Source organism: Paenibacillus sp. AGC31, assembly GCF_057334655.1.
Genome location: NZ_JBHFJH010000031.1, coordinates 128,609 through 143,481, shown reverse-complemented (window position 1 = coordinate 143,481; position 14,873 = coordinate 128,609). Strand labels below are relative to the sequence as shown.

13 protein-coding genes are annotated in these 14,873 nt (G+C 46.8%); 8 read left to right on the top strand and 5 right to left on the bottom strand.

Features of this window, described 5'->3' with window-relative positions; translation table 11 throughout:
- Positions 1–22: 22 nt before the first annotated feature.
- A complete protein-coding gene (locus ACE04G_RS19215) occupies positions 23–1,042 on the top strand; it encodes a hypothetical protein (protein ID WP_221820678.1) in 1,020 nt (339 codons plus the stop codon).
- Positions 1,043–1,288: 246 nt separating this feature from the next.
- A complete protein-coding gene (locus ACE04G_RS19210) occupies positions 1,289–1,480 on the top strand; it encodes an aspartyl-phosphate phosphatase Spo0E family protein (RefSeq protein WP_221820680.1) in 192 nt (63 codons plus the stop codon).
- Between the two features lie 45 nt (positions 1,481–1,525).
- Here ACE04G_RS19210 and ACE04G_RS19205 read toward each other — a convergent pair whose 3' ends face one another.
- Together ACE04G_RS19205 and ACE04G_RS19200 are read right to left on the bottom strand one after the other, a co-directional pair.
- Positions 1,526–2,404, bottom strand: coding sequence for a carbohydrate ABC transporter permease (locus tag ACE04G_RS19205; protein WP_211084928.1), 879 nt, complete (start codon positions 2,402–2,404; stop codon positions 1,526–1,528).
- Positions 2,405–2,536: 132 nt separating this feature from the next.
- Positions 2,537–3,472, bottom strand: coding sequence for an ABC transporter permease (locus ACE04G_RS19200; RefSeq protein WP_260632716.1), 936 nt, complete (start codon positions 3,470–3,472; stop codon positions 2,537–2,539).
- A gap of 303 nt (positions 3,473–3,775) precedes the next feature.
- Here ACE04G_RS19200 and ACE04G_RS19195 point away from each other — a divergent pair, with 303 nt between their 5' ends.
- The 3 genes from ACE04G_RS19195 (at position 3,776) to ACE04G_RS19185 (ending at position 8,876) form a co-directional block, all read left to right on the top strand.
- Positions 3,776–5,536, top strand: a complete 1,761-nt coding sequence (locus ACE04G_RS19195) for a sensor histidine kinase (protein WP_221820682.1) — start codon at positions 3,776–3,778, stop codon at positions 5,534–5,536.
- Positions 5,511–7,103, top strand: coding sequence for a response regulator transcription factor (locus ACE04G_RS19190; protein ID WP_449003984.1), 1,593 nt, complete (start codon positions 5,511–5,513; stop codon positions 7,101–7,103). The genes ACE04G_RS19195 and ACE04G_RS19190 overlap by 26 nt, the downstream gene beginning before the upstream one ends.
- Before the next feature lie 120 nt (positions 7,104–7,223).
- The gene (locus ACE04G_RS19185; RefSeq protein WP_036668098.1) at positions 7,224–8,876 is read left to right on the top strand and encodes an extracellular solute-binding protein; all 1,653 of its coding nucleotides are present in this window, start codon (positions 7,224–7,226) and stop codon (positions 8,874–8,876) included.
- A 219-nt stretch (positions 8,877–9,095) separates the two neighbouring features.
- Here ACE04G_RS19185 and ACE04G_RS19180 read toward each other — a convergent pair whose 3' ends face one another.
- Complete coding sequence (locus ACE04G_RS19180; protein WP_221820689.1) at positions 9,096–9,341, bottom strand: DUF7662 domain-containing protein; 246 nt, start codon at positions 9,339–9,341, stop codon at positions 9,096–9,098.
- Positions 9,342–9,631: 290 nt separating this feature from the next.
- On the opposite strand from ACE04G_RS19180, the gene ACE04G_RS19175 reads away from it, so the two are divergent.
- The 3 genes from ACE04G_RS19175 to ACE04G_RS19165 all read left to right on the top strand — a co-directional run bounded on the left by ACE04G_RS19175 (position 9,632) and on the right by ACE04G_RS19165 (position 13,177).
- Positions 9,632–11,347: a DUF6138 family protein gene (locus tag ACE04G_RS19175; RefSeq protein WP_221820691.1), complete on the top strand. Its 1,716-nt coding sequence runs from the start codon at positions 9,632–9,634 to the stop codon at positions 11,345–11,347.
- An 85-nt stretch (positions 11,348–11,432) separates the two neighbouring features.
- Positions 11,433–12,485: a hypothetical protein gene (locus tag ACE04G_RS19170; protein ID WP_221820694.1), complete on the top strand. Its 1,053-nt coding sequence runs from the start codon at positions 11,433–11,435 to the stop codon at positions 12,483–12,485.
- A gap of 35 nt (positions 12,486–12,520) precedes the next feature.
- Positions 12,521–13,177, top strand: a complete 657-nt coding sequence (locus ACE04G_RS19165) for a hypothetical protein (RefSeq protein ID WP_221820697.1) — start codon at positions 12,521–12,523, stop codon at positions 13,175–13,177.
- Between the two features lie 120 nt (positions 13,178–13,297).
- Here ACE04G_RS19165 and ACE04G_RS19160 read toward each other — a convergent pair whose 3' ends face one another.
- Together ACE04G_RS19160 and ACE04G_RS19155 are read right to left on the bottom strand one after the other, a co-directional pair.
- Positions 13,298–14,407 carry a stalk domain-containing protein gene (locus tag ACE04G_RS19160; protein ID WP_449003983.1) on the bottom strand — a complete coding sequence of 370 codons (1,110 nt, stop codon included), beginning with the start codon at positions 14,405–14,407 and terminating at the stop codon, positions 13,298–13,300.
- Positions 14,408–14,606: 199 nt separating this feature from the next.
- Positions 14,607–14,813, bottom strand: a complete 207-nt coding sequence (locus tag ACE04G_RS19155) for a hypothetical protein (protein WP_017692174.1) — start codon at positions 14,811–14,813, stop codon at positions 14,607–14,609.
- Between the last annotated feature and the right edge of the window lie 60 nt (positions 14,814–14,873).

Genomic DNA, 14,873 nt, shown 5'->3' with positions numbered 1-14,873 from the left:
ATGAGGGAGGAAGGAGTGACGGATGATGGCAGCCAAAGTATTGCAGGATTTGATTCGCTTCCCGCGAGCCCCAACCTCTGCTGATGCACACCTATCACGGAACGGTGTGGGTTCGTATACAGATGCGATGTACCTCATTTTATTGCACACACAGTGGATGGATTTCCCGCGTCACATGATTGCAGGTATGACGGCAAGTGCATTCCGATTAGTGGTGGATCGGCGTCTGACCGCAGAATCAATCTCGGCATACAACTGGATGGCAGAGAACTTTGTGGCGGCTGATTTTCTTGGCGTAACAACGGGACAACATGGTGGATTTTCATTTGAACCGACTTTTCCGCTCTATCAGAAGCAGGCAGTGCTTGACATAAAGGCGTCCATTGACCGGGGAATAGGTGCGATTCTCTGGCATGATCAATTTGTCATTGCTGCCGGATATGATGATGAGGAGCAGGTGCTGTTTATTGGAGAAAGTGAAGGACATGAAGTCATTCGTCTGCCCTATGATTCATTTGGCAGGAACAGTACGCCATACTGGTACTATCAGGTGCTGGAATCTCATGAATCTGTGGATCTATGGGAAGTTTGCAAGGAGTCATTAATTCAGGCCGTATACAAATGGGAAACCCATGACTACATGCTGCCGTCCCAGGATTATGCCTGTGGATCAGCTGCGTATACGGTTATGGCAGCTACTTTGCAGTCTGGAACATATGACACAGAACAAGCGGCAACTGTACTGCGCTATTATGCCAGATCAAGACTGGACATTGCCTCTTATGTTGCAGAGCTGGAGTACCTATCAGCTCGGATGGTTCATGTCATGCGTGAGTATACATTGCTCGCAGAACTGTATTCGGAGATTGTTGATGTAGTTAATGATTCAATCTCATGGAATACGAAGGAACCAGATTGTGTACAAAGGATAATTAAGCTTATAGGGAAGGCAGGGGCTACGGAACAACGTGCCATTGATGCCATTAAACGTGTCTTTCCAGAGACGATAGGCAATCGTTTTAAGGATGTTGGATTAAGATAATTGGAGCATGACAGAGAAAATTGAAAAACTCAGCAGGAATAAAACCGGACAGGCTACAGCCCATCCGGTTTATTTATATTGAACATATACATATCAGCCCATGTGATCCACGCTAATCATAACTTTTACAAGAAAAAATAACCAAAATTTTAATTTTGGGGTAATCCAAATCCCCTCTTGTTCCGAATATTATATTAGATGGTCTTTTTTGGATGATGATATTTAAGGACAACAGGGGGCGGGAGTATGGTACATAATCCGGAAACCATTCAGGAATGTATCGAACATGCACGGCAAAGGCTCTACCAGGTTGCAGCTCAATACCCGGAACTATGGCATCCGGAGGTTATTCGCCAATCCATGGTATTGGATGAGTTAATTAATGAATATAACAACGCAACTCGTGGGAGAACGATTACGAATCAGCTGAAATCATAACCTTTCTGAACAAAGAATTCCAAGAAGGAATTCCATGTGTTTGCCTTACTCTTTTACCGCCCCGAGCACAATTCCCTTAACGAAGAAACGCTGCAAGAACGGATATACGAGCAGAATCGGCAAAGCGCCAATAAAGATCTGAGCTGCGTTCACCGTACGTTGAGACATATTCTGGAGCTGCGTTGCATCCACGTTCATGTTGGAGAAATCCTGCTGTACGATTATAGTCTGCATTAACGTGGCGAGTGGATATTTGGAAGCATCATTCATATAGATCAGCCCGTCGAACCAGGAATTCCACTGACCTACCATCGTGAATAAAGAAATCGTGGCAATGGCGGGCATGGATACAGGCAGATAGATTTTGAACAGAGTTGTGATATGGTTGGCCCCATCAATAAATGCGGCTTCTTCCAGCTCTTTTGGCACGTTACGGAAAAAGTTCATCATCAGAATCAGGTTCCAGACAGCCACCGCTCCCGGCAAAATCAGAGCCCACATCGTATTCATCAGCCCAAGCTTCTGGATCAAAATGTAGGATGGAATCAATCCCCCGCTAAACAGCATCGTGAAGATGAAAAACCACGCATATAACGAACGTCCTTTAAAGTGCAGACTCTCCTTGGATAACGGATAAGCTGTCAGGAAGACAAGTGTCATACTGAGCAGTGTGCCAAGAATGGTACGTTGAACTGAAATCCAAAGCGCGCTGAGAAAGTTACTGTTACCAAATGTTTTGGTATAGGCGTCCACCGTAAAATCAATCGGCCACAGTGTTACCAGATTGGCGGATGCTGCCGCTTTACCACTGAAGGAAACCGCCAGAATATGGACCAGCGGCAGGATGCACAGGATCGAGACGGCCGCGATGAATATGAGGTTAAAACCATTGAATATACGGTACCCGGTTGTTTTGTGATACACCTTGATTCCTCCTCTACATTTTGCATAATTCGATTTGAATCGCTCGCGTGTACAAGATATAGACGAACTGAACCATTTCGATCTCTATCTTTCTTATTGAAAGTCGCTGTCTGGATTTATGCAAAATGCTTCTTAAAAAATACGGTAATTGGCGATTTTGTACGCCATCCGGTACGCAGAGATGACCAGGAACATCGCGACAAATGATTTGAATAGTCCAACGGCGGTCGCAAAGCTCATTTTGCCATTCAGAATTCCCATCCGGTAGACAAAGGTATCGATAATATCGCCTTTCTCATATACCAGCGGATTGTACAGGTTAAAGATCTGGTCAAAACCTGCATTCAGGATATTGCCCAGCGATAACGTACCTACCACGATAATCATCGGCACGAGCGCAGGCAGGGTAATATGTAATGTCTGTCTAAGCCGTGTTGCCCCATCCACCTCCGAAGCCTCATACAATGCCGGGTTAATACCTGCAAGTGCTGCCAGAAATACAATCGTACCGAATCCAAATTCCTTCCACACATCACTGACAACCACCGTTACACGGAACCAGTCGCCATCTCCCAAAAAGAAGATTGGTTCAACACCAGCCGCGGCTAACACCTGGTTTACCAGCCCACCTTCCGGTGATAACATATCGAGCAGAATACCACCAAGGACAACCCAGGACAGGAAATGGGGCAGATACACCAAGGTCTGTGAGAAACGTTTGAACGTAGAGTTCCGAACCTCATTCAGCAAAATGGCAAACACCACAGGGGCTACAAGTCCTGCCACAATCTTCATTGAAGCGATCAGTACCGTGTTCCAGATGACCTGAACGCTGTCGGGATATTCGAACATGAACCGGAAGTTGTCCCAGCCCACCCATTTGGAGCCAGTGAATCCCAGCCACGGTTTGAAGTCTTGAAAAGCAATAATAATGCCGCCCATGGGCACATAGGCGAACAGTAATGTGAGCAGTACAGCAGGCAGCAGCATTAGATGCAGCGGCCATGTACGTTTGAAATTCCAGCGGGTACGTTTGCGTGGATGGGGTGTCATTTTTCGCACCGGCATATTGGTTGTTAACGGTTGTTCCATAGCCATCAGGGTCCCTCCTTTATCTCGTCCAGCCCGGGCAACATGAGGCGAGCAAACCTCTGCACAGAGTGGAGCAACTGAATTATAGCAACGGAAAAGGGTGGACTATAGAACAACATTTCAATGCGGATGTTGAAATATTAACTTGTTGATGGAAACATAGGATTTCAAGTCACAGGAAAGCCGGAGAACATAAAATCATATAGAAATGTAAGGGTTTTCAATATAAAATAGGACTTCGGTGTAGAACGACTTCAAATTCAGGAACAGGGTGAAACGATGAAATTCACAGTATTTGCGAAGACGGTCATTCTCTTAATTTGCCTGCTCGTACCCATTCTGCTGCTGTATACATACGCGAACCAGGCAAATGTGGACATGGTGGTGGAGGAGAAACAGCAGTCGAGTCTGAACCAGTTCAATTATTTCAGTTCCCAGGTGGATAAAAATATCGAGCAGCTCTCACTATATGGCCTGACATTGCTGCGAGATCCGAGTATCCTGCATTACCGTTACATGACGGACTCAACCAGCCAATATGAGAAGAACAGTATCTATCTGGATATTCTCGACAAATTATCATTGTACCAGTCCACCAGCCGCTGGAAGAACGATATTACCATTGTGCTGCCACAAGCGGAACTTGTGTTATCCACGATGTCCAGCCGGACGGTCTACGATGAGAAGATGTTGACGTTCCCGCAACCTGGACAATGGCAGCTGGAGCAGGGGAGTTTCACCTACTTTTTCACGGACAACTACGAGTGGAATGAAAAACCGGTAAACACAGGTGTACGAACGGTGATGGAGATTAATTTTGACCCGATGAACGTGGTTGCCATGTTGGATGATTTCAAAGAAACGCAGGGCGGAGATCCCTTCTTGCTGGTACCAGGTAACGATCCGTTGCTGAACCGTACGGCGGACCCCGAACTGGTCGAAGCGATTATGCGTGATATGCCTTTTAACGGGCCGGAGAGGGAAGGCAATCATCAATTGGAGGTGGGCGGTAAACAATATCTGGTCAGTTACGTGCACTCCAAACAACTGCAAGCGGTATACGTGAACCCGGTGGTATTGGATGATTTGTTAACCCCGATGGACAAGAGTCGAAATATGTTTATTACCTCCATTTTGTTACTGCTCGTGTTGAGTATCGGGGCTGCACTGCTTTTGTATCGAAAAGTTCAGGTGCCCATCCATCGTTTGATGAGAGGGCTGCAACAGATTCGCAAAGGGCAGCTGTCCACACGGATTCCGGTCGATCACTCCCGTGATGAATTCGCGTATCTCACCCAGAGCTTCAACCATATGGCAGAGCAGATTCAGGAACTGATCGAGAAGGTATACGAGGAACGGATCCGTTCACGGGAAGCGACATTGAAACATCTGCAATCACAGATCAATCCACATTTCCTGTACAACTGCCTGTTTTATATTAAAAATATGACCCAGCTCGGCAACCGTGAAGCGGTTATTGCCATGTCGCTAAGCCTGGGTGACTACTATCGCTACATTACGCGAGGCGAGAATGACATGACAACAGTGGAAGAAGAGATTCGGCTGCTGGACCATTATCTGTCCATTCAACAGATGCGGACCAACCGGCTGACCTACGAGATTGCCGTACCGCAGCAACTGATGTTGCTTCATATACCGCGACTGCTTATTCAACCGATCGTAGAGAATGCGGTGATCCACGGCATTGAGCCGATGGAGGGCAGTGGGCATGTCGTCGTAACGGGGATGGCGGTACCCGAACATATAGAGGGTCGGAAATATACAAGATATAGCCTGTTTGTTGATAACGATGGTGTCACGCTGACAGCGGAAGAGATTGCCGAATTGGAACGGGAGATCAATGAACCAATGGGTGAAGAGATTGGAACAGGCACGTGGAATGTGCACCAGCGTCTCGTTACGCGATATGGGCTGTCGTCGGGGCTTCATTTTGGAGCGATTCCCTATGGTGGACTTAGTGTAGAAATTCGATGGTTTGAGGAGGAACAACCGCATGATGAATCTGATGGTCGTGGATGATGAACATTCGGCAGTAGAGTCGATCGCGGTCTCAATACCGTGGAGAGAACACGGGATTGGTCAGGTATTCAAAGCCTATTCGGTCAAAGAAGCCTTGGAACATATGGCATCACATCAGGTCCATATTATTATCACGGATATCCGCATGCCGGGTCTGTCCGGTCTGGATCTGGTCAGTCACATCAGGCAAAAGTGGGAACAGACGAAATGTATTATTTTATCGGGTCATGCCTCCTTCGATTATGCGAAGCAGGCGCTCAAACACGGGACGGTTAGTTATCTGCTCAAGCCGGTCCGAGATGAGGAACTGATCGAATCCGTGCAGCAGGCCGCCGTGCAGATTCGTCTAGAGGGTGAGAAACAAATGCTGCATCAGCGGGCCATGTATTCGGTGAGGGAACATCTGCCCGAGAAGCGGGCGGAGCTGATGAAGGATGTATTATTAGGGCATAAATTTGCGGATGCAGAACTCCAAGGCAAGCTGGAGCAACTGGAGATCGGGTTCCGTCCACAGGATAAAATGCAACTGTTGCTCATCCGGTATGATGACCATCAACCCACACATAAAGCGTTTCGACTGATGAAGTATGCCATCTCCAATGTGGTGGAAGAGATCTACGGCAGTACTTATCATCTCTGTCATACGGATGACGCCTATGATGATCTGGTCTTCATGGCCAGTCCCAAACAAACCCAAGCTGAACCGGAAATGCTAATGGGACGGCTTGGAGAACGGTTAATCCACAGTGTGAGGCAATATCTGAACGCGACCATTTCCCTGTCTGTTAGTCGTATGGGGCGTTTCCCAGATCAGGTGCCGCAACTATATCATCAAGCTGTGAGTGCGCTTCGCAAGCAAGCCGAGGCTGGCAAAGGATTACATCTGAATGCGGCGGCAGGAACCAATGGGGCTACCTTGAAATCACTTGCAGCGCTGTATGAACCGCCAGGTCTGACGACGTTACTGGAAGCCGGGCGCATGGAGGATGCACACCGTAAGATTGATCAGATCTTTGCCGAACTGTCGAACAGTGTGTTCCCGGAGCATGTGTATGTGGCCTTTCATTATTTGGCGGCAGCATTCTCATATATGGCTCATCGGGAAGGAAGACAGTTAGCCGAAGTGCTTGGCGAGCAGTACCAGCAGTTGCTCAAGGATGGTTATGGCATCTCGCTGCGTAGTCTGGAAACGTGGACTCGGTCTGTGATGCAGCAGTGGGCAGAGAACATCAGCGATGCGGGACAGGATGCCGGATCAACGCTGATTCGGCAGGTGCAGCAATGGATTGACCATCATCTAGGTGAGGATCTATCATTGCAAGTCATTGCCGGAGAGGTGCATTTGCACCCGGTATATCTGTCGAAAATGTACAAACAATCCACAGGTGAAGGCATTAGTGATTATATTATCCGTTCCAGAATGGAACGTGCGGTTCATTTGCTGAAGCATACGGCGATGAAGATCTATGAAGTCGGTCAGGAAGTGGGGTACAATAACACGCCTTATTTCATTCAGGTGTTCCGCAAACATTATGGACTGACCCCGCAGGATTTTCGGAACGGTTAACAAATCAATATGAACATTGAAATTGTGATATATGTTTGCCTCCCTGGCTGCACTATCCTTTTCATGTAAGGTGCATTTGGCACATAAGGGTATCCAAGTTACCTGAGGAGGGGTTAGTTCATGTATAGAAAAATGATGACGGCATTGCTCGCAATCACGATGGTTGCTGTAACGGCATGTAGTTCGGGGGCCAAGGAAGAACCGGCGAAGGAAGCCGCTGCACCACTTGCTCTGCAAGATGGGAAGTATGAACCGGCGGTACAGATGAGTTATCTGCGGGCCTGGAATGATGATACGAAATTCAAGAACGGGGAAACGGCACAGAACAATGTGCATACCAAATGGGCCAAGGAACGACTTGGCATCGATCTGACCACGCCTTGGGCCGTATCGGTGACCAATGATGCATTTTACACGAAATTGCGCTTGTCCCTGTCCGCTAACGAAGAACTGCCGGATATTGTCTCCATTCGGGGGGACTACAATCTGGTACGGGAATTAATTGAGTCCGGCAAGTTTGCCAATGCAGGCGAGTTGTTTGACAAGTATGCTTCGGACACATGGAAACAGGCATCCGAATCGGCACCCGAGGAATGGTATCCATACATGTATGAGGGCGAGCGTTACGGTATTCCGATCTTCGATTATGCGTACAACGGCGATTCGGTCATGTTCATTCGGGAAGACTGGCTGAAGAAGCTGGGATTGGAAGAACCAAAAACCATGGATGAGCTGGTTACGGTCATGGATGCTTTTACGAATCAGGATCCGGATGGGAACGGCAAGAAAGATACGTATGGTCTGACCGTGGGCATGAAAAATGCGCTCAATACCTGGATGACGGAATCCGGCTGGATCTTCGGCATGTACAACACGATGCCTGGTCAATGGAATGATGCTGGAGACGGCACACTGCAATATGGCTCCATTCAGCCAGGTGTGAAGGAAGGTCTTGCAACGATGAAAGATTGGTTGTCCAAAGGTTATCTGCCCAAAGAAGCGGGTGTCTATGACGAGATCAAGGCAGCAGAATTGTTCACCGCAGGTAAAGCAGGCATTATTGTGGGACCACACTGGATGCCAAACTGGCCGATTGATGATGTGAAGAAAAATGTGGACGGTGCCACGTACAAGGCCATTGCCTTACCTACAGGGCCAACAGGCGAGAGCCATCAACATGGTTCTGGTGCAAGTAACGGGGTGGTGCTGATTAATAAGGATATGGCGAACCCGGAGATTTTCTTCACGTATCAAAATTATCTGTTCGACAACTTTGCTAATCCGGAAGTGGGCAGCGAGTTCGAACATGGCTTCGCGCAAGGATACGACTATGACATCGTGGACGGCAAAGTGGTTGGTGAAGCTGAAGTGAAGGACGGCGTATCCCCACTCAAATATACGATTACGTATGACGGTGCACGGATTCCGAACCTCATGATGGATACGCTGGCGGAACTTGCGAAGGGCAAAGAGCCGGAGACCCCTTTTGAGAAAAATACCAAGATTGCCAACAAACCCGAAGTGTTTGTAGCCGCTGAAGTCGTCGTTGCAAATAAAGATAATGCGATCAAAAACAAGTTCACCGGGGCACCAACCGAGACGATGAAAATGAAGAAGGACGCGATCGACAAGCTGGAGAAGGATACGTTCAGCAAGATCATCTATGGTCAGGTGGGCATTGAGGAATTTGATGCGTTTGTGACAAAGTGGAAATCCATGGGCGGGGATGATATTACCGCCGAAGTGAACGAGTGGTATAAGACAGTTAATTAATTTACAAAGCAGGGGAGAACTGATGAATTCATCAGTTCTCCCCTGCTTTTTTATTGGGCATTTTAATGATAAAAAACAACAAGGATAAGAAAAATAGAGCCTTTGAAGTCGTAACCAATAATCGGATTCCTTCACCCGAATCTTTTATACCGAACAAAATATCTATTAAGCACACTGAACCTGAAATGACGAGTACCATCAGTGCAAGTAAGTACATAATCAATTAGACTCGCAGCGGACAAAAGTAACGTTTTTTCCTAAAATCACATTTTCCACCTTCCATCCGGCATTTAACCAGGATAGTGCTTGTGTATGATTATTGGAATTATTCACCCACCATTGTTCGCGATTATACGCTGTAGGGGGTAACGTAAATCCGAGAATCTCCTCAAGCTCTGCATATGTAAGGGTGATTGAAACTTGATTCAAATAGTTTTCCAAGGGGAAGTATTTGCTGTAGCTCATTTCGTCAGACCTCCTGAAAAGGAATACAATGATTATACAACGTGGGGATGATGATAGCGAGGGCATGTCAAGAGCGTACATAGTTATGAAAGGAATCCGTAGATCTCTTTGACTAGCGAACAACCGTGCGTAAGCCTTATTGTTCCGGGTGTACTTGAGAGAGTAAAATAATAGGTAATATACGAACATCAATACGTATGTATAACATAGATACCTCGGACTAATCCGGGATGAATAGAGGTTCAAGTGTAGTTGGTGAACTTTAGATGCATGGGAAGGCAGGAGATCAGATGAGTACACTTTATGATCAGGCTATAGAAGAGATGATAACGACGATTCATGAATGGTTTGATGAACAGGAAAAGCGGGATGACTTGGAAAGTGTTGTGAAGCGAACTACACTGCAAATGGGTATTTTTAATGATATTGTACTTGATTACAGACCTGGACGGACCACGATAGACAGCCTGGATCTGGGTTTGGATGATGATGTGAAATCAAAGCAGGCAGGAGCCTTTACCGAGGAACAGGTACGGAACGAGATCGGGCCTAAGCTTGTTGAGGTTGTTCAGGGCAGATTGGACAAGCTGGCAGATACTCCGTTGATTGACTACCGCTTCACTTTCCGCGGGAAATTTCCAACAACCGAAGGCAAGCTGCAATTGACTTTATTGGAATGGATAAACGAAGAGAAAAGACAGCTGCTCCTTGAGCGTATTCATACCTACGTAGACAAGAAGCTGGAACACGGTACATACCCAACGAAGCCATTGGAATCCTTCTTTTTGACGAGTCATCTGCTCGATCCCAAGCTGTTCCCGGAGTTGGATGTAGCATGGACGATCAAGCAGTATGACCGGATACAAGAGTTGAATCAGGGTCGTCCGGAGGCACTTGCGGAACATCGTGGTGAGATTACTCGTGCGGTGACGGCATGGACGGAGAATCAGTTTTTGCCACAGTATTATGATGTACAATCTTCGCCTTATCGTACCAATGAATATTCGCTTAAGCACGGAGCAACGCTTCAATCGAACATTGAAACACAGACTGGCCAACATTCGGACGAGCACGGGAAGCAGCAAACATCCGAGGCTCAACCAATCGAACTGCTGTTATACGCAGCGGTCATGATTCTACGTTTTGAGCCGAGTTATAGCAAACCCAAAGGTGTGACTTTTCTGGAACTCGCGAAGCAGCTTGGTAGCAAACGTGCGGCACGGATGATGACAGAAGGTAGCGGAACGTATGCGAAGGACGATATTCATGTGAAAACGGAAGAAGTAGAATGCAAAGCAAATGATGTATTTGCTCTGATGACCATTCACATTCGTAAGGAAGAGCCAATTGCCTATCAACAGGCACTAACTTTTATCACTCATTTATTGAAACAGGGCTTTCCGAAAGGTTATAAGATCAAGCTCAAGTCCAGCGTAAAGCAGTATTTGCCGATCAAAGGACTCGCGAAGTCGGATACCCACCGATTCTTTGCCAATGCACTGGAGTACCCGGAGCTGCATCCACTTCTGGAAGAGTATGCGCGTGAGGCTATCCAGGAGTTTGAGTTCTACGAGGATACCGAGGGAGAGAAAAGCTGTATGCCGGGCAGTTATGCAACCTTTGGACTGGGGCTTGTGGATGAGCAGTATTTCCCGCTGGTTGAATATTACATGGGCGAAGTGGATGATGAGCATCAGTTGATTCAGGATAAGTTCATTGCGGCGTTAGTAGAAAAACAGGGTGTACAGGCTCAATCCATACCTGCGTTAGTCGCCAGCTTGCGTCGTTCCACCGATAGTTTGAAGCTAAAGATTCAGCCCGAACTGGAGAATGAGGAAATACTCGAACTGTTGGTTAGACAGATTCAAAAACTTGAGCATTATGAAGCGGAACGTGTAATCTATCCGATCTTTGGCAAGGTGGAGAAGCTCTCAACGCTCGCTCGCAAAGCGGAGGGAAGACGGAAGGAATTATTGCTGGAACTGTTGCAGGCCGCAGGGAAATAAAAATGTGAACAAGTTAGATTGTACTGTGTCACCCAGTAAAGCATTTTAGAGAAGTGAGAGTGTATAAGGAAGGGTGGGGAGAGTTATGGAAACATGGAGTCGAGACATGTGGCAGGCGTTGAATGCTCAGGACAAAGAGGCTTCGATGCGTAAGCTTGTTCGTCAGTTACCAGACGGTATGGTATATGGGGGTCTCGAGACATTTGAACGATTTGGTCAGCGGATGGAGACAGGTGTATTTACGGAGGAAGGGCTAAGATTTGTGTTTGTGCCTGGGGATCGGGTAACGCTCGGCTGGGATCGTTGGCGGCATGGTATGAACGAAGAGACCTCAGCCGACCTGCATGAAACGGTCAGTGAGTATGGTGTGGAGGACGTGGATTCTTTTCTGGCGAGTCAAATGTCACCTGTAAGAACGGTCAACATTGCGCCGATGCTTGTTGAATGCGAACTGATCTCACTTGGCTGGATTGAAGTGTCTGAGGAGGAAGCACACGCGCAAGAAGATCCTGATTTTCCCTCAGCACTGGAGCAGTTTAAGCAATCGGAGATCCGTGAATATGAATTGCATCAACAATTTCGTCTGATTCGCCAAAGTGAGAATGAAGTCCGAATCCTGTGGTTCAACGAAGGAATAGAGTTGGAAGATGTTGTGAGGGAGGAAGCTGCAGCGGGTTTTGGTTTACTAACCGAAGACGAATGGGAGTATATCTATGGCGGCGGTTGTCGCACGTTATTTCCCTGGGGTGACAGCTTCGACTATACGATGAGATTAAAGCACTTTGGAAGTTTGGAAGGCGTGGATGAGATTGTGGGTGGATCGGCAGAGATGGCCTCTTCACGGGGTGAAGAAAAGGATGATCGTCCTTATGATCTGGAAATGCCAAATTTCTTCGGAGTGCAATTTGCCGGAGACCCCTACAAGTATGAGCTTACACTCGATTCGGGTGGAGATGTGATGCCCAAAGGCGGAGACGGCGGTAGCCTGATATGTGGTGGAACAGGCCCGTTGGTTGGTTCCTTGCCTGCTGCTGCCGTGTATTATCGAGACGTTAATGCCAGTGAACTCGACTGGGAGGATGTGATGGATGCGATGGTCTATCGCAGGGTTATTCGTTTAACGGAAATGGCATTGTAGTCATGACAAAATGAATCTATCAAGGAAGAGTTATAATGGTGAATAATAAACGTTCAAAACCTTATGAAGATTCACCTTATGTCGTCTATGCGGTAGATGGTATTCGGCTGAGTGCAGGCATACTTGTCCTGTTTTTTCTTAACGTATTTCTGCTTATTCCCGTGTTCAGTGTCCCGTTCCAATCGCTGTATGCGTATATTCTCGTGCCACCGCTGGGCTTTATGAATATATGGGCTATTGCCCTGATTGCGGCCCCGCGCAGACTTCAACTGAATTATGTATTGTTCCGAGGCGTATTTGGCATCGTTTGTTCTGTGGGATTTATGGTGATTGTTCAGAAGTTTGCCTACGGGACACTTGGTCTGTCGACACCTTGGTACGGCATTGGATCATTTGTGGTATATGGTTTTGCCTTGTTCCAGTACATGAAGTTTCATTTGCGTAAGCTGAAGCAGCCCCCTCAGCGTAAAAAAGGGGATAAAAGCACGGGTGTGCCTGTTGCCACAATAACGATGATTACGAGCGGAGCATATCTTCTGGCCAATATTTCACTGGCCTTTGTTACACAGCAAACTGTGGCTGTTGTGCTAATGTGTGTATACATTATGCTGGCTTTTGTGGTATTTCATTTTATCATGGACTTGCATCGGTATTACTGGCTTCGCCAGGTCATGAACAAGGCAGAGAGTTAATTGCAGGATAGGGAGGGACGAACAGGAAGAGGTCTTTGTGCAGAGTTTGAGCATACGTTACACACATCAAATCAGCCCCAACTCATAGAGTGGGACCGAAATGATGTGTGTTTATTTTGTTTATTTCACTTTTTGTACAGATACCGCCATTTGCTCCAGTTGAGTGTGAGTCAATTGGTTATTCGGCGAGCTGAGTGTTACATAACGATCATCCAGCTTGAACGTGAGCATATCCGTTTGATCTGGTGTATACCATTTGGATGATACGCCATTAGGCAGTTTTACCGTTTTGCCATCATAGCTGAACGAGTAGTCTTTAGGGGATACCGTGACATTCATACGATTGAAAACAAAGTTTACACCATCACCGCCTGCACCTACGCTTTTGAACGTATCTCCAGCAACCATATGTTGTGGGGCATAGGCTGTTGTGAACCCGTCAAACTTCGCAAATGCTTTGCGAATGTTATCCAATTGTTGTTTGCTATAGTTCACGTCAGCAAATGCAGTGGTCCCTTGATCGTTGTTGCCAGTTGCCTTCTGAACAGAGACAGCGACTTGTTGCAACTGAGCTTGGCTCAGCTTATGATCCGGGGAGCTAAGCGTAACGTAGCGATCATCCAGTTGGAACGTGAGCATGCCCGTTTGATCTGGTGTGTACCATTTGGCGATCACGCCATTGGACAGTTTCACGTCTTTGCTCGTATAACCGTCCGAATAATCTCTTGGAGACACATCCACTTTCATATGGTTGAAGACAAAACTGACGCCGTCGCCACCCGCACCTACACTTTTGAACGTGTCACCTGCGATCATCTGCTGAGGTGCATAAGCGGTCTCGAACCCATCGAATTGTGCAAAAGCTTTTTGAATCGCCTCTTTTTGTGCTGCACTATACGTTACATTCGTTAAGGCTGATGGATTGCTGGTAGCTTGGCCGATCATGACCTGTCCTTTTTTGCCGTCATAGGATACAGGCACATGCAGTGCATCAGCAAGCGCTCGTACGGGCAGATAAGTAGAGTTGTTATAAGTAATTGGCGCAAGTTTGTTGCCATTGCCATCCGTTGGTGAGTAAGCCGCGCCATCGACATTAAAGCTAATTCCATGGTTAAGGTATGCGGAGATTTTCTCCAGTTGTGTTCCGGCGAATACACCCGTTGCTCCTGTTAGTGTCATGCCCAGTACCATCATCGTTGCTACGGATTTCTTCATGTTTTTTTTCATCATATATCTCTCCTTCAAGTTGGGGGTTAGTTTTATTTAATGGGCTCGCTGTCCCTTATGGCTTTATATTAAACCCCGAACATATCCAGAATAATTCTGAATTATCTCCAACTTGTAAACATGTGTATATATACGGAGAATGTAGAACGAACACTGAAACTGCTTGGTGTGTTGAACGTATTCTTTGCCGAATCGTAACATTTTAGTTAAAAAGATAGAGGATGAGTCCGCCAAAACCAAGGACAATCGCACCAACGTATACATAGGAAAGTTTGCTTAGGTTTTGCTTTGTGCGGCGGTCATATTCGGGGTTGCTGGTCTGATTGGCTTTGGAATTTCCGATGATCATGGTAGCAATACCTCCAAACAAGGCGATACCCACAATTAAAACATAAGGCAACCAGGTCATGAATGGACCTCCTTCGCGAATAATATGATATGTCCTTATTGTACTTCAGGATAACCTTTG